The 23,829-nt window shown below is 41.9% G+C and carries 16 protein-coding genes; 5 read left to right on the forward strand and 11 right to left on the reverse strand.

The annotated features are described in order from the left end of the window. Positions 1–31: 31 nt before the first annotated feature. The gene (locus tag DF947_RS06050) at positions 32–1,141 is read left to right on the forward strand and encodes a PIN domain-containing protein (protein ID WP_109928806.1); all 1,110 of its coding nucleotides are present in this window, start codon (positions 32–34) and stop codon (positions 1,139–1,141) included. Between the two features lie 98 nt (positions 1,142–1,239). Here the strand turns inward: DF947_RS06050 and DF947_RS06055 are convergent, their stop codons facing one another. After that, positions 1,240–1,785 carry a restriction endonuclease gene (locus tag DF947_RS06055; RefSeq protein ID WP_109928807.1) on the reverse strand — a complete coding sequence of 182 codons (546 nt, stop codon included), beginning with the start codon at positions 1,783–1,785 and terminating at the stop codon, positions 1,240–1,242. Positions 1,786–2,802: 1,017 nt separating this feature from the next. Between DF947_RS06055 and DF947_RS06060 the strand changes: the two genes are divergently transcribed. From DF947_RS06060 to DF947_RS06075, 4 genes are all read left to right on the forward strand, one after another. Beyond that, entirely contained in the window at positions 2,803–3,159 is a 357-nt protein-coding gene (locus tag DF947_RS06060) for a hypothetical protein (RefSeq protein ID WP_109928808.1), read from the forward strand. Between the two features lie 386 nt (positions 3,160–3,545). Further along, entirely contained in the window at positions 3,546–4,013 is a 468-nt protein-coding gene (locus DF947_RS06065) for an Lrp/AsnC family transcriptional regulator (RefSeq protein ID WP_109928809.1), read from the forward strand. 203 nt (positions 4,014–4,216) lie between these two features. Next, entirely contained in the window at positions 4,217–4,750 is a 534-nt protein-coding gene (locus tag DF947_RS06070) for a hypothetical protein (protein WP_109928810.1), read from the forward strand. Between the two features lie 424 nt (positions 4,751–5,174). Next, positions 5,175–6,623, forward strand: coding sequence for a serine hydrolase (locus DF947_RS06075; RefSeq protein WP_109928811.1), 1,449 nt, complete (start codon positions 5,175–5,177; stop codon positions 6,621–6,623). Between the two features lie 182 nt (positions 6,624–6,805). Here DF947_RS06075 and DF947_RS06080 read toward each other — a convergent pair whose 3' ends face one another. The 10 genes from DF947_RS06080 to DF947_RS06125 form a co-directional block, all read right to left on the reverse strand. Continuing rightward, positions 6,806–7,441, reverse strand: a complete 636-nt coding sequence (locus tag DF947_RS06080) for a TetR/AcrR family transcriptional regulator (RefSeq protein ID WP_109928812.1) — start codon at positions 7,439–7,441, stop codon at positions 6,806–6,808. 21 nt (positions 7,442–7,462) lie between these two features. After that, entirely contained in the window at positions 7,463–8,725 is a 1,263-nt protein-coding gene (locus tag DF947_RS06085; protein ID WP_109928813.1) for an aminotransferase class I/II-fold pyridoxal phosphate-dependent enzyme, read from the reverse strand. A gap of 200 nt (positions 8,726–8,925) precedes the next feature. After that, positions 8,926–9,555 (reverse strand): Crp/Fnr family transcriptional regulator, encoded by a 630-nt coding sequence (locus tag DF947_RS06090; protein WP_109928814.1) that lies wholly within the window; start codon positions 9,553–9,555, stop codon positions 8,926–8,928. Positions 9,556–9,675: 120 nt separating this feature from the next. Beyond that, complete coding sequence (locus DF947_RS06095) at positions 9,676–9,990, reverse strand: hypothetical protein (RefSeq protein ID WP_109928815.1); 315 nt, start codon at positions 9,988–9,990, stop codon at positions 9,676–9,678. Between the two features lie 245 nt (positions 9,991–10,235). Beyond that, complete coding sequence (locus DF947_RS06100) at positions 10,236–11,207, reverse strand: glycerophosphodiester phosphodiesterase family protein (RefSeq protein ID WP_205940747.1); 972 nt, start codon at positions 11,205–11,207, stop codon at positions 10,236–10,238. A gap of 72 nt (positions 11,208–11,279) precedes the next feature. Next, positions 11,280–13,628 carry a glycoside hydrolase family 2 protein gene (locus DF947_RS06105; RefSeq protein ID WP_240615323.1) on the reverse strand — a complete coding sequence of 783 codons (2,349 nt, stop codon included), beginning with the start codon at positions 13,626–13,628 and terminating at the stop codon, positions 11,280–11,282. A 100-nt stretch (positions 13,629–13,728) separates the two neighbouring features. Then, complete coding sequence (locus tag DF947_RS06110) at positions 13,729–16,830, reverse strand: family 78 glycoside hydrolase catalytic domain (RefSeq protein ID WP_109928816.1); 3,102 nt, start codon at positions 16,828–16,830, stop codon at positions 13,729–13,731. Then, positions 16,827–19,604: a right-handed parallel beta-helix repeat-containing protein gene (locus DF947_RS06115; protein WP_109928817.1), complete on the reverse strand. Its 2,778-nt coding sequence runs from the start codon at positions 19,602–19,604 to the stop codon at positions 16,827–16,829. The genes DF947_RS06110 and DF947_RS06115 overlap by 4 nt, the downstream gene beginning before the upstream one ends. 42 nt (positions 19,605–19,646) lie before the next feature. Next, positions 19,647–21,062 (reverse strand): thioredoxin family protein, encoded by a 1,416-nt coding sequence (locus DF947_RS06120; RefSeq protein WP_109928818.1) that lies wholly within the window; start codon positions 21,060–21,062, stop codon positions 19,647–19,649. A gap of 36 nt (positions 21,063–21,098) precedes the next feature. Further along, entirely contained in the window at positions 21,099–23,792 is a 2,694-nt protein-coding gene (locus DF947_RS06125) for an alpha/beta hydrolase family protein (protein WP_109928819.1), read from the reverse strand. Positions 23,793–23,829: the final 37 nt, after the last annotated feature.

A 23,829-nucleotide genomic window follows, 5' to 3' on the forward strand; every position in this document is an offset into this window, starting at 1 on the left:
AGCTAGATTTGGACATGAAATCATCGTTAATATGAAATCTACGGAACTGATTAGGCTGTTTGCCTTGGATACTTCGTTTATTGAATCACAGAATTTTCTGGCGGGAACGCTACTGAGAAATCTGGGGGACATGGGCAGAAAGAACTACATAAAGATTTACATCACTGATATAGTTTATCGGGAAGTTTTATCAAGGTTCACAAAACGTCTTTTAGAGGAAGAAAGCAAAATTCTCTCGGTCAAAAAAACAATTGAATCCCATATTCGGGTACTGAAGAATTTTGAGGATTATGCAGCTTATTTTACCCTGCCCGAACTGGATAGAGCTAAACTCATCGAGCAGTTCAAAAAAGATTTTGACGAGTGGATCAGCTATGCAGACGTAAAAATATTGCCTACAAAAGGGCATACGATCGAAAAAGTGATGAACGATTATTTCGAAGGCAATCCGCCCTTTGGCTCTGCAAAAAAGAAATCCGAATTCCCGGACGCTTTCAGTTTTTATGCGCTCGACCAATATTTTAAAATGGGAAAGAAGAATTGCTATTTTGTAACGTTCGATACTGACTTTGACGATGTGCTTTCTAAATATGTCATACCTATAAAAGATATCGGCGGAAAACTCGACAGCATCAACAGAGCTAGTGAATTGAGATTCGGGATTCTGAAGCTGATCGAGGATACTTATCTCTCATCAAAATCCCGATTGGAGCAGGACGCTAAAACTTATTTTTCCATGTACTTAGAGGAGGAAGCAAATTCAAAGACTGAAATCAGGGGAATGGCGATTGATCATATTGATTCTTTTGAGGTAAGCGATTTTAAGTTTGATCGCTATAATATTGTTCAGACCGATGAATTTGGAGCACAGTTACAATGTGGAGCTATGGTCCCCTACATGATTAAATTAATATTAAAGGATGAAAATCACACGCCCCACCTTAATAAAAGCGATTTTGGATATATGGGGATCGAATATTCACCCTATGTTATCCAGGCTGAAAAAGCGATAGATTTTTACGTGACAATTGACCTTTACCTCCAAACCGGTAAAGCCAGGGCACAATTAAGTGATGCCGTTAGTCCGACAAGTATAGATATTTTAGACGATTGGGACTATAACTTTTTCCTCAACCAGTAACGTCACTAGCCCGTATTATTGCGATAATCCTTTGCTACTAGATTTTACGCGTCAAGTGTTAATTTCTTCTTAACGCTAAATTGTAAAGAGGAAAGCAATCAGTAAAATTCGAGCTCCACCTTTTCTTCAAGACAAAGTGCGAGATATTTTTGCTCCAACAGATTTGCCAGATCGCGGGTCGAACTCAGCTGCAAAATTTCAATTCTGGTGATTACCAAGATCCCTATTCCAAATTTACTGACTGCCCGCATGATTTCAGATTTAGCGGCCTCTGTCTCATCTTTGCCTGTTAGGCCCGAAAGCGTCAAAAGTAAGCCATACCTACAGGTTGTGTCGCTAACCTTATTGGCAAACCAGTTAACCTGTTCGCTGGTGGTCTTTTTAGCCGTGTTTTTACATTCGATTGGAATAAAGCCATCTAGAAAATGTAGTTCAGAAGTGCGCCTGTCATTTTTGTAGATAATATCAAGTTCCCTAGAGCCACTTGCGTTAAATTTATTTTTACCATAGAGATTCAAGCCTTTCATTTTGCCAAAAAGATAGCACCCCAGCTTCTCAAGGGCTGCGCCCTTCAGATCTGGAAGCTTAGCTGCATCGGATTTCTCCAGCAGCTCTTTTATCCTTATGGTTGAAAACTTAGACATCGTTATTTGTATTCTCCTGTACTATAAATATTATGTAGAAACTTTTTTTACCTTTTATTCCTCAATTATTTTTTCCCTGCACCCTCTGTTATTTATATTATGTTATACCCAACTTTATACAAAAGTTTCACTAAGGTGCGAACACACTTTCAAACGGTAAACGACAGGTCATTTACGGACACAATCGTTCATTTACGCCTATATATCAATAGATAAAATCTTTGATTTTTATTTTCGATTATCGTAAAAAACATCGTCCAGTATAGCCAGTAGCCACCGCCCACAAAAGGACAGGCTTAAAGTCCCGCTCTTTACTAGGATAAAATTTTCAGATTTCATCATATCGCGGGGTAAACTTAACATCCAGTATACGATACAGAAAGGACAGGTAAATCCGCCGACGCAATCAAGCGCAGCGCAGTTCTAGACCCCCAGAAAAAAGAGTTGGATCATACCTTTAGAAATGGTGGTATCCCCGGTTTAACATATAGATAAAAAAAATGATTTCTATTATAGAAAGTAGTGGTATCCCCAACAATTACATTGAAGAAATAAGCGCATAAAAAAAGGGCAGATGTCTATCTAACCTCATATTTAAAGCTAATCAAAGAAATGAATTGCTTATGGCCAGTGCTATAAGCTAAAAAGAAAATTCTCGAAAGTATGACTAAAGAAAAAGATAAATGTTCGCATTGTAATCAAAACCTCTTTTATTGCCTTTAGGAAACTGTGGCTGCCAATAAGTATGTTAAGAATTCAGCTTATCATAATAAGGATGAAAACCTATCATTGAATGCAGAAACCCAAAGTTTTATCTAGGATAAAATTTAATTTGGTCAACTGCACAGTTTACAGAAAAGTTTTTCAAAAACCTTTGACAGCTTCGTTTTTAAAGGTCGGTTGCCGAAATTGATACCGGGACATATCATTATGGCTCTATTTCTATTTTATGGGTAAGGAATCTCAGGTCTTCTGATGCAGGCCTGAGACCTAACAATCTAAATCGACAACTATCTCATGCGAAAAAAGTATTCAAATATTGGCCAATGGCAGGCTGTAAGCTTTAAACAGGATGACCAGTTCATTCTTCGCGTTAAAGCCCTATTGCCGACACAAAATCCCGGAGCAAATTGTTTTTTAAGGAAAATGGCATCTGCCAGCCAGCCCGAAGTCGGTCTTGTGTTAAGGCTTGATGGGAGCGAGCACATAAATGTGGAAAGCGCGGAATTGACCTATATCTGTTACAAGGAAGTATCCAATGAACCATTTGCATTCAGAAATGTAATCGTTGTATCTTTTATCAACGGTTCAAAGAGCTCCAGCTTTATTGCGGCAACTGATATTTTGGAACGGGGAAATGGTTGCGGGATCTAAAAGTAGGACCGGCTTCCGCCGGTCCTGAACCACAAACTAAAATTAACTTTGAAACGGCCTTCTACTGCCGGATTAAAAATTAAGGGGGCATGAGATCGCCTCATGCAGACTGGTAACTGATCAGGGGATTGGCAAAACCTGTCAGTTGCAGAGATCTAAGGCTTTGCCATCTCCCAATCGCGAGGCAAAAATGGATTTCTGTACCGCCAAAATAAAACAAGCCCGTCAGTTCAGGAATTTCGGATAATATCGGGCATTATTACCAAATTTAATTTCGGATACCCCATTCCAGCACCCAAAATTTATGAAAATACAAGCCCTTTTTTTATATTTGAACGTTCACTATACCATTTCAGGATATTGCTTTAAAACGCCAATGAGCTGTTATGGAAAACTATTGCCTAGACCAAGTGGACTATTCCATTTTAAAACTTTTACAGACCGACGCCAGGATCACCTATGACCAGATGGCCCGAAGGCTTCACCGCAGCAAGTCTCCGCTATTCGAAAGGGTGAAGCGCCTGGAGCAGATGGGCTATATCCAGTCATACGTAACCCTGATCGATTATTCAAAGCTCAGGGACTGCCTGATGAGCTTTATCAATATACGGCTAACCGACCATTCGATCTCTGCCCTTAGACGATTTTCGGAAGCGGCCGCCGCGCTCGAGGAGGTAATGGAATGCAGCCACCTGACCGGGGGATCCGATTTTTTGCTAAAGGTGGTCACGCGGAACATGGAGCACTATAATGAGTTTCTTTTTCACAAACTCGGCGAGCTTGACAACATCGCCAGCTTTAACAGCTCCATGGTTATGGGCCAGTCCAAAAGCAGTCCGGTCATCCCATTCTAAGCATTATAAAATTTAGGCAAAATTTTCTTTGGCTAAAGAACAGGAATTTAAACACTTTTCCCAAAATGCATTCACCATTAGCAAACCGGGTTCGGCTTCTCCATCTTTGTCGCATTCTCGCACACTAAGGGAATAGAATTAAGTCTAAAGAGGCCGGACAGCAGCTCCGGTCTCTTTAAACTTGATATACATCGAATGACCAAATGAACGAACTGAAAAGAATTTTCCATGAGCTATTCCGTAAGGAGCCGACTATCGTAAAGATACCATCCTGGAGCCATTACAGTCCTAAGGAATTTATCTTGGCCAACGGGATAGCGCCTATTGAATACATGCACATTGCTCTGTCGCCCAGGACCGACTCCCAGTTCCATTTTTACAACGATTCCCTTCAAAGCCATATCAGCGGCATGGTCCGAGAGATAGAGGGCAATAACGGATGGTCAGCGCCCATGGAATCCGTGGCGAAACAGATGATCAAGGAAGCTCTTCCCATCAGGGGATTTGACTTTTACCTCATGGGCATGCCCAAAAAGAACAAAGGGAAAACTTATGAACTATTGGTAAAAGCAGGAACAGCCTTAGCGCTGAACGAGGCTTTCGATCTGGGACATGACAGGCTGATGCTCTCCACTGTGGTATCCAGGACCAATGGGGACTCCATCCTGGACACCCTTTTCCTAAGCCAGATTTTTCAGCATTCTGAGATTACCGGCCAAAGGCTCGAAAAAATATAAGCGCAAGCGATGCCAAAGCTAAACAATTGTTGAGCCCGTAGGGATTTACCACTTCGGGCACACGATCCCACATCAGTTGCAGATTATCTTTGTTTTCTCATAATATGTTAGTTTAATAGTTAATGATTGGGCGCATGCACCGCGATGGTGCATGCCTTCCTTTTTATGCTTCACATAATCACGTTTCGCAATCGTTGCAGAGTCTCAATTTTTTCTCTATTGCATCACAAACACTAAAAGCCAGCAGGAAAGATAAAGACCACAAGTAGCCGTTCATATACGGACAGTATTGTTCATAAATGAACAGGATAAATCGCAAACTGCTGTTCTACAGGCCGATTTTGCGGACTAAAACGCATGGCAGCAGATTTGCCATTCGGCAATAAAAAAAATAATTATCCTATATTCATAAATCAAAACACAAATGAAAAAGCTTACCCTCACCTCTATTTTCGCCCTGTTGACCCTGATGATATATGGTCAGAAACAGGCAGCGGATGTTGAAGCCATCATTCGCCGCGAGATGGCTGACAAACATATTCCCGGCCTACAGGTTGCCGTTGTACAGAACGGAACAATTGTACTAAACAAAAGCCTTGGCCTGGCCAATGTTCAGGACAGTATTCCGGTAGATAACCGTTCGGTCTTTGCCATCAATTCCTGCACAAAGGTTTTTACCGGGGTGGCCATCATGCAGCTCGTTGAAGCCGGAAAACTTAAACTGTCCGATCCGGTCAGTAAGCACCTGGATAGCCTGCCCGCTCAGTGGCCCGAAGTGACGATAAGGCAAATGCTGACCCATACTTCAGGATTTCCCGACCTGCTCAAACTCCTTGATCCCATTACCGGAGGCGTTGGTTCGCTAAAGAACGAGGAAGGTGTATGGAAAAAACTTAAAACGCTTCCGATGGAATTTAAACCAGGGGAGAAATTCAGTTATAACCAGACCAATGGTTACCTGCTTGGAAAGCTGATCGATAAATATTCCGGGATGCCCTTTGCTGAGAATTTCAAAAAAGAGCAGTTTCAGCCGCTTTCTATGAACAGTACCATTTTCGGCGATTCAAGGGATTTGATCCCGCATTTCGCGCCAACCTATTTTTACAGGAAAGCGCTCGACGGAAAGCAGTTGGCTGCTCCAACCCTTGTCAATAACTATTACGAATTCCCTTACTTCCGAAGGACCGCTTCGGGGCTGAACAGTAGCGCGGAAGATATGGCCAGCTGGATCATTGCGCTGGAAAAAGGAAAGCTTTTAAAAAAGAAATCGACACTGGACACCATGTGGTCCCCGGCAGCTTTTAATAACGGTGATCCCACGCCATGGGCCTTAGGATGGGGGATGAACAAATTCAGGAAAAAGCACAGGGCAGTAGGCATGTCGGGCGGTGGCCGTGCAGCTTTTTTGGTCTACCCTGAAGACCGCCTCGCTGTGATCGTATTGACCAACCTTGGCGGAAGCTACCCGGAAGATTTTCTGGAAGAAATTGCTGGGGTCTACAATAAGGAGATCCTTAAAGCTGATCCGGTCACGCTTTTGAAGACGACGCTCAAGGAAATCGGTTATGATAAAGCGATTGCGTTTGCTGAAAAGGAAAGGAAAACCAATCCTTTGTTTACGCCCAAAGAATTTGAGCTCAACGAATGGGCTTACAGGCTTTTGGCAAAAGAGCAGAACAGGGAAGCCGCCAATATATTTGAACTGATCACCCATTTATTTCCTTCCAGCAGCAATGCATTTGACAGCTATGGTGAGGCGCTTTTGAAAATAGGGGATAAAAACAATGCCATTAAGATGTACAAGCGGTCTCTTGAACTCAATCCCGAAAACAAGCACGGCGCAGAGGTACTGAGCAAGCTGCTTAAAAATTAAGCCTAAAGGTTAAGGGACGAAGTCCAGGCAGTTGCTGGTCTGGTATATTAGATTCTGAGGGAAAATGCTGGCAACTAAGTCACTAATCCTTTTGAGCTGATATGAACATAAAAAGACCGGCCTATGGATTTAGGCCGGTCTGCAAAAAAACAAGAACCTGGAATATACTTAAAAAAAATTGGCTAACCTGCTGCGTCCCAGATCAAACGCAGGAGTTTCTTTATAGTGTCGCGAAAGATCTCGCGTTCTTCGGGAATATTGATATCAATGCCCGAGACACTGCTTTTGTTATTCTCGGCATGGCAGACCGTATAGTATATCCCTCCAAGAACGATTGCAAAACATGCCCGAAGGGATATATCTTTATTTTTGCCATGTTTGTCCGCGAGCTCCAGAAGCAGGGATGCTTTTCTCTCCCTTTGCTCGGATATATCTCTCAGGGTCTGATTTGGTTTCGAGATCTGCCAGAGGATAAAGTTCTGCATTTCAATGTTGCTCGAAAAATAATCGAACTGGCTCTGATAGATATCCATTATATATTCACCGAGCTCTTCGACGCCCGGTATTTCTCCCCGCTCAAGCTTATCGAATACCGGCACCCAAAAATCGGTGGAATGGATATACTCTTTGAGCAGATTGTCAAAATCCCCAAAATAGACGTATATATTTTTGGGATCTACATCGGCAACCGTGGCAACTTTTGTAACCGACAGTCCGGTATAGCCTTCCGTTCTCAATATTTCCCCGACCGCATCAAGGATTGCGGCACGTGTCTCTCCCGAGTTTCTTCTTCTAAACTTATTCTTTCTGTTCTTCATCGGCATTTTAGATCATAAATTTTACTGGTACCTGCTGCCGAGCCGGAGCTTTGCTGAAATATCCGAAAAGGCATTAAGCACTTTATCCAGATGCGGCCTGGTATGGGTAGCCATAAGGCTCATCCGTATTCTGGAATCCTTCTTTGAAACAGCCGGATACATGATGGGATTTGCATATACGCCTGCCTTAAGGAGCAATCTTCCAACTTCCAGGGTCATCGGAATATCCCTGATCTTAACCGGTACAATGCCCGAGGCGGTAGTGCCGATATCAAGGCCCAGATCCTTTAATCCCTTCTGGAAATAAATAATGTTCTCCCAGAGCAGATCCTGCCATTCGGGCTCTTCGTCTATAAGGTCTATGGCCTTCAATATGGACATGGAAGCAGGCGAAGCCGTCACGGAAAACAGGTGCTGGCGCGACTGGTACTTCAAAAACTGGATGAGCTCGGCGCTTGCCACTACATAGCCGCCAACATGGCCAAATGTTTTGCTAAACGTTCCGCTGATGATGTCTACCTTATCGAGCAGGTTATGCTCTTCGATCAATCCCCTGCCCGTTCTTCCCAGCACTCCTATGCCATGGGCATCATCTACCATCAGGTATGCGCCATAGTGCCTGGTAAGCTCAATGATCATATCCAAAGGGGCAAGGTCTCCGTCCTGGGAATATACGCCATCGACCACTACGATTCTGGTGCGATGGGTAGCCTTGCTCTCTTTGAGCGCCCGCTCCAATGCATCCATATTGTTATGCAGGAACAGCTTGATGTTGGTATTCATGCATCCCTCAAAAACACTGGCATGCACCGACATATCCAGGATCGCCATATCTTCTTTCTTTAAAAGGCAGAGCAGGCTGGCGCTATTTGCGGTGTATCCGGTAGTGTAAGTAATCGCTGCATCCCTCCCGAAAAAACCTGCAATCTTTTTTTCAAGCATTTCATGAAAAGAGAAGTGTCCGCCAATGGCAGGGGAGGCGCCGGCGCCTGTTCCAAATCTCATTATCCCCTCGATGGCCGCTTTCTTGACCAGCTCATGCTGAGTAAATCCCAAGTAATCGTTGGATACCAGGCTGACATATTTTTTCTTCCCGCCAAGACCTGCAATATTCATCTCAACCTCCGGTCCGCAGCCGCTCATGCTCTCCATCCGGTAATTCAGGTGACCCCGCTTTCGCAGGTAATCCAGATATTCTGCGAAAAACGCGGAGCGCTCATAGACGCCCATTCCTTCAATGTTTTCAAAATCCTTAAAACTGGCTTTGTCAAAGTTTAAATTCATAATAGAGTTATTCTTATTTCGAGTAAAACTATGATCCTAACCTACAGGCCATTTGGAATTAGGCTACTATTTGAAAAAAAGATTCTAAACCCTAAAAAGCGCTGTTTAAAGGCTTTCACTGCATGATTCAATCCCGACGAAAATGCAGGACAGCCACAAGAACCTTTGGGCGGTTAAAAATTATTAAGCGGTTTTCCAGGCTAAATGATACCGGGAAGGACCTCGGATTTGAGTTTGCAGAAATTAACCGAGGTCATATGCAGATATGCCGCGATCTGCTTATCCATAAACTGAAGGTTATTTTCCAAGGCAAGCACCGGAAACTGCTGGTAAAACTCTCTTATCCGATCAACGCCTTTGAGATTCAGCAGTATATTGCGAAGCCGATCCTTATCCAATATGCACGAGAGAATGTTGGCTGCAAGCAATACAGCACCGGGATGATTATTGAATATCTGTTTTAGCGCAATGCTGTCAATGGAAAGCAGATTTGTATCGGCGCATGCCATAAGTCCTGCGCTGGCTCTCCTTTTATTAAAGAAACTATCTGCCAGGACTGCAATCTCGCCTTTTTGGAAAATTCGAAACGGAACGATATCTCCGGTCTCTTTTTTATAATATGCATAGACCATGCCTTGAATACAGAAGAAAGCTTTATTGGCAACCTTATTTTCCTTTTGAATTACCGTTGGCTTTGAATAGGAAACGTATTCCATCTCCGAATCCAGCTCATTTTTAAAGGTCTCATCATCGATTCTCTTGAAACTGTTCAGGAATGCGATGAGGTTATTGAAGGCAACTCTGGGTAATCTTAGCTTGTTTGTGTTCATAATATTTATGGCCTTGTGAAGACCTTGGGTTAATTTAGGGTGATTATTATTTTTAGCATTCTATTGGCTCTATGTCCTTTTTCAAATGCTATTAATTTAAGGTATCAGTATACATTTGGATTAGATGCCAAGCTCGTAGTAAAGCCTGTCGATCTCCAGCTCATCTAAGGCTCGTAGCTCATGCAGGTAGAATGTTCCTGATTTGCTTTTGAGCAATCTGAGGATGGGCTTGTTTGTTATCTTGAACATATAGACCATGTCCTGTTGCGGACGTTCTTTTAATATGGCCTCCACGATCTTTGCAAGGCCCGGCACTCCCAGGCGGCTGCTCACCGGCATCAGGAATTTCCTTACGCTACGCTCGCCAACAAATATCCTGACCTGATCAACGGCAGAAAGACCTGGGAGATTCTCTATTGTTTTTTTGCTCATCATTTATCGCTTGTTTAATTTTCATTTAAAATGGTTCAACAAAAAAAGGCATTGTTCCCATCCGGGAACTGATGCCTCGTCACTATAACAGCTCAGAATATTGATGCGTGTTTTCAAATTATTGGTTATTTCAAATTATAACTTTCGCATTCCGCGGAAATGTCGTTTAGGTTTTATGGCCATGTTTTCCAAGTTTTTATTTTGGATCAATGCCCGAAAGAAGAGCTAAGATTCATGAAGGAAACTGCTTAATCATGTAATTTCCTTTTCCGCAGATAGGCGAGAAGCTCCGCAGGCCTATCCGTCTGGATGATGTTAGCTCCATGGGATATTAGCCAGCCCCAGCTTTGCTCTAAATTGCCATGCAATACTGCCAGATCATCATTGTGCCCTCCACAGAGATCAGGCCAGAGGGAATTGACCCAAACTTTTGAACCTTTGGTCTTGATCAATACGTGGTTTCGGAAGACCATAGTGGTATCTTTGGAAAACACCAGTTCAACTGCCACTGCCCCAAGCTTTTTCTGATACTCGTCTATTGTTTTTTGGTTTCCCCCGTAATCTGTTTCTATCACCGGCATGAAGGTTATACAGCTAAGCAGTGGACCATATCGATTGAAAAGTTTTTCATAAGGCTCATCGCTCTTAAAGATTGCCTGCTTTAATGTCCCTGTTTTATTTAAGATATTGATTGCTTCTACAAAAAATGGGGTACTGTGATCAAGATTGACCAGGACTTTGCCCTTGGCCAATAGCATCACCTCCTCTAAACTAGGAATGGTTTCTTCTGTCGGAACACCCAGGCCGTCCTTTAGCTTAAGCTTTTTAATCTCTTCGAAGGTAAGTGCTGAAACTTTTCCCTTTCCAGTGGTCGAGCGGTCCAGAGTCTTATCATGCAAAATCACCAGAACGCTATCGCTTGACATCTTGAGATCGACTTCGATAATATCAACGCCCTTCTGCATTGCAAGCTTATAAGCTGCAAGGGAATTTTCGGGTGCATTTCGCCAATCGCCCCTGTGTGCAGCGACCATAACTTTTTGATCGCTGGGCTTATGCAACTGTTGTATGAGCCTATTTACCTGTCCAAAGGCCATCTGGTGGCTGGCTAACAGAAATATCAGTATCCAGTTTCTCTTTATTGCAAAAGAAAAAATTTGTCTGCTATTTCCCATTGCAATGTTGTTATTGTTTGATGATATGTCTCTATAGTTTTTCATTGGAATATCTGAACTTTCTCTAAAACTTGAACCCATGCAGGGCTTGATGATTTATTGTGAAACATCTATCGTTTAGTTTTCCTTCGTTGCTTTAAGGAACCGTTCCTTTTCATCGGGACTGATGTAATCCCCGAACTTATCCAGGTAGGCTTTGCTAGCGACCTTATATATTTCCCAGTTTTTTGCCTCAAGAGCACTTATTGTTTTTGCGCGCAGGTAAATTTCTACACCTGTATCACCGTAAGGCTTAAGGAGTGATTCGAGGCCTTCCCAGTCAGGATCGCCTCCAGATTTTGAAATAAAGGGAAAAATAACATCTGCATATATGGTACTCATTGCCTTAACGTTGGCTTTGCGATTGTTTTTTGCCTGCTCAAGTAATATCGCAAAACCTCTATCTGTGGTCTTCGTAGTCATCTCGCTAATGGCAGCGAGCTCCTCTGAGCTATAGGGTTTTCCAAGGATATCGAGATAAGAATTTCCGAATCTTTCCTTTCCCGCCAGATCATTATTCTGCCCTGCCATCATAACCAGCTTTTTCAAAAACCTTTCATCCCTGTTTCCTTTTATATAGAGCGTTATGGCATCAGCGTAAAGCTGTGCCGGTTCTGTAAGATCTGCATCCTTTGCGATAGGATCATGTGATGCGTTGACCTGTACATCCGGGTTCAATGCCGAATGGATTCTGCGCAGTTCCGCAAAGGGTATTTTGATTACCTCCCTATCATAGGTCATAAGGCCATTCTGTTCTCCTTCGACATCAAAGGGCTGGGTATAGATGGAACCCGACAATCCTTCTCTATAGAAAATCTGAAGATGGCTATTCATCACTTCATATTTGGCCTTCAAGGCGGCAGGCTTTTCCTGGATATAGCCCCAGGCACTTCCCGTGAGCCATTGATGTTCGGGTATAAAAACACCGATCCCTCCGAATTCGCCGCATACCTGAGCCTTTCCATCCATTTTTATACTATTCATCGGATCGGGATAGGCATGTACATCAGTAATATCTGCATTCACATATGCATCCGGCGAAGGGGAACGCAACTTTCCGTTAACATAAAGGTATTCGCCAGTATGGCCGTCCAGTATCCGGGAAGGATCTTTCTCTTTGACCCATTTGCTCAAACGGGCCTGATCATACTGACCCCATTTTTCATTGAACAAAACCCAGGTAACGATCGAGGGCGAATTATGAAGCTGTGAAAGCATTTCAGCTCCCTGTTTTTCAAAAATCTCTTTGGCTCCTGCCGGCAATCCAGGGTTCGGCTGGACAAAGTCCTGCCAGACCAGCATGCCGATTTTATCCGCATGGTAATACCATCTTGCAGGCTCAATTTTGATGTGCTTACGGATGGTATTAAAACCCATAGCTTTGATTGCCTTGATGTCAAAAGCTAGCGCTTCATCCGTAGGGGCAGTATATAACCCATCAGGCCAAAATCCCTGATCCAAGGTTCCCAGGTTATAATAGGGTTTATCGTTAAGCATGATCCTATCGATACCTTTATCATCTTTGGCTACCGAGATTTTGCGCATCCCAAAATAACTTTTAACTACGTCCGCTCCCAATTTCACCTCCAGATCGTAGAGATATGGCGAAGCGGGAGACCACAGTTTTGCATTTTTAACCGGTATTCTGATCAACTGATTTGATCTGCCAGGTATGCTTTTGCCATCGAAAATCAATGAAACCGTTTCATCGCTTTTTGAGTTGACCTTTATCAGTACACTCGAAGCATCCACATCTGGGGTGATTTCCAAACCGGTAATATATTTTTCCGGTACTTCTTCCAGCCAAACCGTCTGCCAGATGCCCGAACTTGGCGTATAATAAATGTCCTTGGGGTTCAATACCTGTTTTCCTCTTGGACCAATTCCAGCATCCGAAGGATCATAGACTTTAACCACTAGCTCGTTTTTTCCGGATTTCAGTGCGTGCGTGATATCTAGGCTAAAAGCGGTGTAACCTCCCTCATGGTTGCCGACTTCTGTTCCATTTACGTAGATCCAGCACTGGTAATCCACTGCACCAAAATTTAAAACCGTGTGCGTCCCAGCTTTTGGAACATAATTCAGACTCCTTTTATACCACAGATTTTCATCGGGCATTAGTGCTTTTTTTACACCACTCAAGGCAGATTCGATAGGGTAGGGCACCAATATTTCCCCAGAAAAACTTGCCGGCTTTGGCGCGTCTTTTTTGGTGATGGCATAGGACCAAAGTCCATTGAGGTTGGTCCAGGTATTTCTCTCCATCTGGGGGCGGGGATATTCCCTGAGCGCATTATCTGGGGAGACTTCTTTTGCCCATCGCGTCTGTATCGTTACATGCTGCATCTGATATTTAGAATTGAGCTGTGCCGATGAATCACCGACGCATGCAAAGATGAACAATGCTATAAATAGTTTTCTTTTCAATTTCTTTTTTTGTTTTTTTCTTAAAATTGGAATTCTAACTTTCGCCCTGAGGCAGGCAGTAAGTAAAGACCAGATTACCTCTTGACATTTGTTGGGAACCTTATTTCCATTTATTTGCTTTGATCCATTTTATGCATTCATCCATCCATCGGATATTGGAATCCTTATTGAATGCACCAAAACCATGCTCTCCCTTTTCATATTTTAAGAATTCTGTTTTTACCCCGCCTTTTTTAAGTGCGTCGTAAAACACTTCGCTATTGGCGAACTTAACTGCGCTGTCATTTTTCCCATGGACGATATATGCCGGAACAGTTTGCTTATCGACATGCAGCTCATTTGAAAACTCTCTTATTTTTTCGGCACTCAAATCGGGGCCTATCAAATTGTTTCTGGAATCAATATGCGTCAGCGCATTTGAAAAACTTATAACCGGATAGACCAAAACCATAAAATCGGGTCTTAAGGAGGTGTTCAGCGGATTGGCGAGTTCCGTATTTTTGAAATGGGTGCCAACAGTTGAGACCAAATGCCCTCCAGCGGAAAATCCCATTATACCTATCTTATTGGGATCGATATCATACTCACCCGCATGTTCTCTTATATACTGGATGGCACGCTGTGCATCTGTTAACGGAACTATCTCTTTACGGTTCATCCGTTCCGAATTAGGCACCCGGTAATCCAACAAAAAAGCAGTTATACCTTCAGCTGCTAATTTCTGGCATGCAGGAGTACCTTCTACAGAGTTGGCCCGTCCAAAATAAGATCCGCCAGAACAGACGATTACCGCTACGTTCTTTTTAGATGGCTTTGTCGATGGAAATACGGTAAGCGTAGGCAATTCCGAAATTTCCTTCGCAAAAGGAATTTTATTGTTCTCATAAAGCGAAACCTTTTGATGTTCAGGGTTATTGTAGCTTCCCTTGAACTGATGTCTTCCGGGACCAACCTTCACCGGTTTTGAAGCGCCAGGAACCCAGACTTCTGCCGAGGTACCGCTTGGAATCTCTACTTCAAGATCGACAATGTTTCCTGTGAGCTTCCATGACGAGCTGATTTTGCCATTGGCGGAAAGGTAACTTCCCTTTGCCCAGCTAAGCCCACGACCGATTATTGGTTTGATGATAATTTTTTTATATCCCGCTTCGCCGATCTGGATGCCCAAAACATTCTGGTACATCCAGTCGCCAATTGCGCCGTAGGCATAATGGTTAAAACTGTTCATGCGGGTGGTCTGGAAAGTGCCATCGGTCTTGATGCCATCCCATCGCTCCCAGATTGTGGTGGCGCCCATTTTTACCGGATACAGCCAGCTTGGATAAGTATCCTGTGTAAGCAACGTATAGGCAACATCTGAATAACCAAATCTGCTCAGCACATGGCAGAGGTAAGGCGTGCCGAGAAAGCCTGTGGTTAGATGGTCTTTATATCTGCGGATATCCTCAACCAGATACTTTGCAGCATCCGCCCTGTTCTGTTCAGGCAGCATATCAAACTGTAGCGCAAGCACGTAAGCGGTCTGTGTATTGCTCATCAGCCTGCCGCTGGAAGTCATATATTCTTTCACATAGGCTGCTTTGATCCTGCTTAAAAGTTTGTTGTAGTTTTCTGCATCTTCACTCTTGCCGAGCACCTTGGCCGCATTGATGAGCAGCTGCGTGCTGTATGCAAAAAAACACTGGGCAATTTCGTATTTGTCCGTGATCGCGTCACTTCCATCATCGTCCGGAGAGCGGTAGCTTAGCCAGTCCCCGAAATGAAATCCGTAGTGAAATAAATCCTTTTTATCCATGTGGCTAGCCATGTAATCTACCCAGCCTTTCATGCTGGCATATTGATCGCTCAGGATTGTACGATTTCCATATACCTCGTACATTGTCCAGGGAATGATGGTAGCTACATCGCTCCAGCCCGAAGAGCCTACTGCTGTATCATCAAGAACATTTGGTGATACGAAGGCTACTGCACCATCTTTACGCTGATCAATCGCAACATCTTTCATCCAATGGGAAAAGAATGGGTTGACATCAAAGTTAAAAGCAGAGGTACGGGCGAAGACCTGGGCGTCTCCGACCCAGCCCAAGCGCTCATCCCTTTGGGGACAATCGGTAGGGATAACCAGAAAATTTCCCTTCTGCCCCCAGATGATGTTTTTTTGGAGCTGGTTGAGTAAGAGATTGGAACATTCAAAACTGCCTGTCGGCCTCATATCAGCATAGAGCGCTTCTGCTGAAAAATCAGCGGGATTGATTTCGCCTTTTAGACCCGATATTTTGACATAGCGGAAACCGAAGTAGGTGAAATGCGGTTCAAAAGATTCCGAGGGTTTACCAGACAGAATGTATGTAGCGGTGGTCTTTGCATTCCGCAGGTTTTCGGTATAAAAATTCCCTGCTTTATCCAATACCTCTGCATGCTGGATGCGTACGGTATCGCCTTTATTTCCATGCAGATTGACCTTTACCCATCCGACCAGATTCTGACCAAAATCGATTACCTTTTCTCCTTTAGGCGTAGTTATGACTTTTAACGGTTTAAAACTTTCATGGCGCCTCACGGGAACCGCGGTTGATGGTTCAAGGTTTTTGAAACCATAATCCACAACTGCTACCTGCTGCGAGAGATTGATGTCTTTATTTGCATCAATTGTCTCCCCATGATTGATGGAATTACTTCGGATTGACCCCTCACCACATTTCCAACTTTCATCACTGGTAATAAGAGATGTCTTTCCGTCGGCATAGGTGATGTCCAGCTGGGCTAATAATGCCAGATCTGTGCCATATATATTTTTCATTCCTTCATAACCAACATACCCTCTGTACCAGCCATCTCCAAGTACTACCGTTAAGCGGTTATCTCCCTTTTTTAGCAATGGAGCTACATCGTATGACTGGTACTGCAACCGTTTGGTGTACTGAGTCCAGCCCGGGGTAAAAAAGGCATCGCCTACTTTCTGGCCATTGATACTGGCCTCATAAAATCCATGGGATGTAATGTAAAGCTTTGCGGATTTAATTTTTTTACCGCTGTTAAAATCTTTGCCGAAGTATTGTGACGGACGGGAAATGGTATCTTCAGTATAGCCGATTTTGATCCATTTCGCTTTCCAGCTGGATACTGGCTCTTGTGAAAAACAGATTTGATAACAGCTGAGCAATGCCAAAATCGCTATTAGCCTGATTGGTTTCATTTTCATTTTGTGTGTTTATATTTGGTATAGGGTCCAGGCAGAATCTGCCCGGTTCTTTTTTTGCCGAAGAAGTCCACATCGAATGGGATGGGTTTTCCGTCTGGTGAAGAAAAGCTTTGGTTTGTTATTGCGGTTTTGCCAAGAAAATCGGAATTGAGCAATTGTAATTTTAAGGTGATGGCGAGAGATGGGAAGCTGATATCAACCAGGCTACTATCTCTATTTAACCGAATATCTACCGGGTCGTGCAGACTTAGGCCATTTTTGTCAATGGATGCTTTTTTTGCGCCATTCAGGTATAGATTACCATTCATTTTTGAACGCAATTTGGTAGCACCGAAGCTTTCAGTAATGCAGTTTTCTCCGGAAAAAATATTATGGTAGAGCTGTACATCGCCGGAGGGATTATCTTTGAATCCAGTGATTTCGGTGCCATGCGGAGCCAAGAGCGGGGTTTCGCGGTTGTCGTATGGCCAGACTTCGAATTTCCCGGCGATCAGGTTATGTACGTAGGCCACTCCTTGCGACCAGATCCGCTGGGAATTGGCAGAAAGCATGATGTTGTTATCCAGTAATATTGGCCCGTGATCTACCTCGAAATAGGTATCCCAGTCATCATGATCATAGAGCAAATTTGCACTGATCCGTGCGCCCTGAGCCATCCAGTCCAGCCAGATACCACGGTTGTTGTGGAATATTTTATTGTTTTTTATGATGACGTCCACTGCTCCATGGAACTTGATTGCAGCCTGTTCTGCTCCGCTGAAAAGCCTTTGCATATGGATATCATGGATGGTATTGTTTTCAATAAGCGAATAGGCACAGCCAAGACTTCCTACTATTCCTGCTTGCTCGCAAAAGCTGATGGTATTGTTTCGAACAATATGGCCGCCTACAGCTGATTTGTTCCAGCCATGGTCAATGGCGCGTTTGACTGTTTCGATATAACCCGCAGCGGAATTGGCAGATGTATTATCATACTGATCACTGTATTTTCCTAGTGTGATGCCAGCGCATTTGGAATAGCCGATATCGCAGTTTTCGATAATCCAGCCTTTGCTCCAGTTGGTTCCTATCGCTCCGATCTGCTCAGCGGTCGGCGGAGACCAGTTTGTCGCTGCCTGTGAAATTGTAAATCCAGAAACGGTGATGTAATTTATTGCTGTTTTGGCAGGATAAAAACAGCTTTTGCGCACGTTAATTTCGGTTAGCTCCTTTCGGGGATCGGCACCGCCGAAGTTGGCCCAGATCCGCGTACTGTCTTTATCAGCTTCGGCGTACCAATGATTTGGCATAGCAGATAATTCTATTTTGTTTCTGCATTCCATTAGCCATTTCCCGTTGAGGTAAACAGCACCGGTATGTTGTTTCCAGCCTTTATCATCAAACCAGTCGCCTTTGATTTCTTCACGGTAAGGATTGTATTTGCCAAAAAAGGAATCTGGAAGAGTAGCCTGCCAAAAGGGGCCACTTTTTTTCCAGTCTTTTATGATTTCGGATCCTTTTATTATTACCTTTTCATTTTTGGCTACTCTGTATACGATACGCCTGTTTTCAGCTGTTCCGCCAGTCTTTGGGTCGACGTACTCACGGTAAACGCCTCCATGAACTGTGATGGTATCTCCGGGTGAAGCAAGGGTTGCAGCAGCTTTTATCGTTTTAAGGCTTCCGGCTTTGGAGACCTGATAATTAAAATATCGGGGTGATGCTGGTTTTCCTTTCTTTCCAGTCAATTGTTTGATTAGCTCTACCTCCTGTTTTAAATAAGGAGTTCCATCTTTGCGCAGTACATCGTGAAACCAAAGATCCGGATCTGATCCATCTGCTATGACCTCTCCCCATTGGTATTTGGTCTGCGTTTTACCGTCAACAAATCCCCAGTTGATAGCGGCTATCTTTTGGGCTTTCAGCATTGGCAAAATGCTCATAAATGTTGAGCCAAGCGGACGCGCCATATATTCGGTACAAAAAAGTGGTCTGTTATAATTCTTTAAGGAATCAATCATACCCTGATGGTTCTTGGCATTGCCATAATTGTGGTAGGAAATTACATCGGAATGCTCAAGGCTGTATTTTGCAACGGTAGGTACAATTTCAAACATCACTACGGTCAGTGGCTGGCTTGGATTGATTTCCCTGGCCCAGGAAAATACAGCCTTCACTAATGGCAGGCTTGAATTTTCATATCCGGAGTTGCCAGGTTCGTTATATAAATCCCACAAAAGAATCCGTTCATCATTTTTAAAAGTCCGCAGGATATCCTGAACATATTCTTTGAGGTAACCCCATTCAGAGGGATCATCATGAATTTGTTTGGACGGGCTCCTTAGCCAGCCTGAATTATGCGTTCCGGGCTTTGGTTCTGGCTGTTTGCCAATCGCTGCGTTTTCGTTCCAGCAATCATCGAAAAAGACCAGGCTTGGTTTGATTTTATGTTTAGCACATATGTTTAAAAATTGGTTGATTCTTCCTTTAAATTCTTCGGGATCCTGCTTCCAGGCAAGATCGTGCAGAAAAACGCGCATGGTGTTGAAACCAGTATTTTCTGCAAAGGTCATTTCCCTTTCTATTGCGTCAGGGTTAAAGGTATCCTGTTGCCAGAATTCCAATTGGTTTATGGCATATGCAGGCGTATAATTACAGCCTGCCAGCCATGGGAGTTTCGCATACCAATTATTAGCTTTTTGTTCGCTCCATTGCTGGGCATAGGTTAATTGTGATATTAGGACTAGTGCTAATGTTCTGGTTATCGTGCGGACTTTCCAATCTTTAACTTTCATAAAAATTTTTATAGGCTTAGGATTAAGTTCGAGAAGGTATCCTTAGTTTAACAGCTTCCAGTCTGCGGGATATCTAACTGGTATATGACTATATCCGCTACCCAATTTTTCACCCTTTTTCATTTGCTCGATAATTTTAAAAAAGTTCTCACATCCAGCATCATTTTTACGCCCATTCTTTAAATTATCTTTTCTAAGAATTGCTATAGCTGATTGTTCAATCTCTATCGCTTTTTTTCTATTGCCCAATTTGTATAATAAAGAAGCTTTTGTATCCATCCAACCCGATAATTGATCAGCTGAAACTTTAGTATCATTCTTTGCTTTTTCCAGCATTAAATTCATCCATTTTAAAGCAATTTGCGAAGAATATCTGTCATCTACTGGGCAGAAATAGTAAAACCAGCATACATTGTTAACACCAAGCCAATCTTCTCTATTTAAGGCACTTTCTACATCATTTTTAAAATAGTGGTTCAGACTTTTCCAATCCTTAGTTGTATAAAAAAAACCCTCCCGATCAAATACAGACCCGTATACACCGAATTGCTCGATTACTTTTTTTGCATCAATTTGAGGGTATTTTTCGCGAATAGTTTCCTCAATCTTTTTCCAATCCGGTTTAGAATTTACAATCTGGCGGTTTTTGTAAAGCTTTAGATATAATTCTTCTTTCTTCACCATATTTTCTAGTAGAGATTGACTACCCCCTGGCCAGTTGATTACTTCATCACCTTTCGAAAAAGGTAGTTTTTTAAGTTCTACAAAGAATTTGTCTTTCGATTTCACAAGTCCAGGATTGGCTGAGGCGAACTTTGCGTTTTCTTTCGTCAGGATTTCTTTTACAGATGTAAGTTTACCAACATAGTTATCAAAGTAGTCTCTCACCATAACGTTGGCTAAACTGTCTTCAATCAAAAGTTCCCTCATTTTTCCGACTAGCCTTGGTAATTCCTTATAGCTAAGTTTTGCATTTCTAAAATCATTTATTTGAGTCCTAAAAACTGATGCATCGGTACTGGTTGCAAATTTCACAGTATTCTCAAATTGGCTTTTATTTTGATACCCAAAACTCCTATAAACCAATTCACCATCAGGGGAGATAAAAATTAAGGCGGGAAGGGAAAGCATTTGATATTTAATCTTCAACATCTGGGCCTCATCATACCAATTTTTCACAAAATCATCATCATGATCGACTTTATCCGTTTGAATCTTCACTGAGATAAATTTTTCGTTCATAAGCCTACCAATATTAGCATCTCCATAGGTGTCCCTATCCATCATTTTACATGGAACACACCATGTTGCATAACCATCTATAAATATAAATTTGTTTTCCGCTTTGGCTTGATTCAGAACAGCCTCCCAGGTTTTGGATTTGCTAAAATTCACACCTTGAGCAAGCAGTGTTTGAGTCATGGCAATCATTGCAACAGCCAGAATTATTTTTTTCATATTTTATCCTTTTTAATTTTAGAAACGTATTGTGAATTATTTTTTCAGGTAGGATTTCTTGCGCTCAATATCTTCAGGTGAGTTTAAACCCAGTCCAGGAGTAACACCAACTGGCATCAGTTCAAAACCTAATCTACCGCTTCGTTGCCAGGGCGGCAATTCTTCCATCATCCATTTCGGCGCAGGCTCATCTTTTAGATAATGTCCAAAAAATTGACTCATTCTATGATATAAATCTTTTTCATAATCTAGTTCCCACACACCATGATTTTGTCCTTTGTAGGTAACCATCCATGAACGTTTCCCTTCCCTTCGAAGTGAGTTCAACCATTCAATACCTTGCTGAACATTCACATTATAATCAATAGTGGTATTGATGATCAAAACTGGTGTCACTACTTTGCTTGAAAAAGCAATAGGAGAATTTTTTAAATAATTATAAGGGTCTGTTGAAAGGCTAATTCCAGTACGCAATTGCCGATTCTCTATCTCTTCATCTTTGAGACCCGGAACATTGCCATAAGCAGAGAAGAGATTAGAAAGCCCAGAGATTGGAATAATAGCTTTAAACCGCCTGCTAAAAGCTGCAAGGCAATTCATTCCGTAACCTCCAAAACTTCCCCCACAAGCACCCATCTTGGTGGTATCAGCATAACTTCTTGCCCCAATCGCGTCCGCTGCTCCTTCAACAAATTTGACAATGCTTTGTGCCGTTTCGCCAAGTTTAAAGTGAATATCAGGCACACAGACCAAGTAGCCTTGTGCCAGCATCATCGGAATATTAAAACTATAGTGATCTGAGTATGATGGATAATAAAACCTATTAAACTTCCATGATTCATGTTCGTAGAAGGTAAAGAGAATTGGATATTTCTTGTTCGGATCTAAATCATTAGGTTTATAAAAAATTGCTTGAGATTCAATTCCCTCTTTGGTCTTATAGTTAATGAGCTCTGAAGTAAACCATTCATAATTTTTCTCAGGATATATATTACTGATTGGATTAAATGCTTTGAAGTCTGATGTCCAATAATAATTAGCTGATTGTTTACTCGATTGGCGCTGAACCAACCAGCAATTGGCATTTTTAGCTTTTATACCATTCCATTTGTGACCACTTGGCTCGGCATAAAGATGGCTATCCATAGTTAATTTTATAGGGTTTCCACCCACTAAACGGGAAAGCTTGTAAAAACCCGACTCTTTAGTTTCGTTATTGAACGCAGCAAGATAAACTAATTTCCCTTTTTCAAAACTAAGGGCCTTATTATCGAGTAATCGTAGGCTTATTTTATTTTTTCTTCCGTATTGAGCGGTTATGGAAAGTGGTTTTTTTTCTCCCGAACTATCTAATAGCCACAGATCATAGTTGTCTGCGACCAACAAATCATAAGCCTTATTCCATTCTAATCCTGTTTGTACTTCATCAATAATAAATAAACCCCTTGAAGCTGAACCTTTCAAATCTTCTTCTTCATTTTCGATTATTGGTATTGGAAGTTTTTCTGTAAGATTAGTTTCAATTCCGGTTTGAAGATCAATCGACAAGACATCGCCTCCTATTTTTTTAGCATAGATAAATTTTTTTTTACCTTTTAAAAAAAAGCCAGTATTGCCAAAAGAAATCCCTTTTCTTATTACTGTAGAATCTGAACAGCGGACTAACGAACTCAGCCCCATCTGTTTCTTATTCCAGTAATATTCTGAATAAGCCTTTTCGTTGCTAATAAGATAGTATTTTCCATCTTTAGATATTCCCGTGCAGCGCGTACGCTCCTTATTTAACAACGTACTTTTACCCGACTTTAGGCTATAAAGAATATCATAAATTTGAGTTTCTCTCTCTATCTCGTTATTAAAGGTGGCATCCTGATAACTGAAAATATTTACGGATTCGTTAGTTGTTGTAACAGTATCTGCTTTTTTCTTTCCTTCCAGCATTAACCAATTACCATCTTTTTCAAATTTCTTTATACTAATCAGTTCGTAATCACTAGAAGAAATATTTTTTATTTGAACCGACCTTTCTGGTTCAAATATGAAAAGGTTACCTTGATTAAGGAAAGCAAAATTTTTCTTATTATCTGATAGAATAAGACCTTTTGGTTCCCCTTGACCAGACCACACGATTCGCTGACTATCTTTAGCTGGATCAACTAGATTAAGTTGATAAACTGTTCCCCTTTTCTGCAATAAAAGTAAACCATTCTCGATAGGAAAATTTTTAAGCACATCAGGATATACTATAAATTTGTTAGTTGAAAAAGTTTTGAACTTTAGTATATTGGGCTGATTTATAAGCGAAAACAACAGACCATTGAATCTCACTCCGCCAAATTTTAAGTAATTATTTACACCTTCAATTTTTTCGATGTAGCCAGTTGTTAAATTCAGATTACATAAAATATGATTTTGTACAAAGGCCACATACCGGTTATCATCCGAAAAATTAATGGTATGTGCATCTTCCAAACAATATTGTTTATCTGTATTTATTTCTTTAATAATCTGGCACATCTTACCAATCTTCCCTGTATTAAGGATTCGATAACTGGCCCACTTACCATTAGGAGACAACTGTCCCTCATCTACAATTTGCCAACTTTCGATGGCAGATATGTCGAGTATTTTTTTTTGTCCAAAAACTGAAAAAAAAAAACAAAAATGTATCATTATCAAAAGCATACATTTTCTGCTATGACACAGAAAAGTATAAAAATTATTTTTCATTAAATCTAAACTTTGTTTGTGTATTGTTTATGAAATG

The sequence above is a fragment of the Pedobacter paludis genome (assembly GCF_003173575.1).
GTDB classification, from domain to species: Bacteria; Bacteroidota; Bacteroidia; order Sphingobacteriales; family Sphingobacteriaceae; genus Pedobacter; species Pedobacter paludis.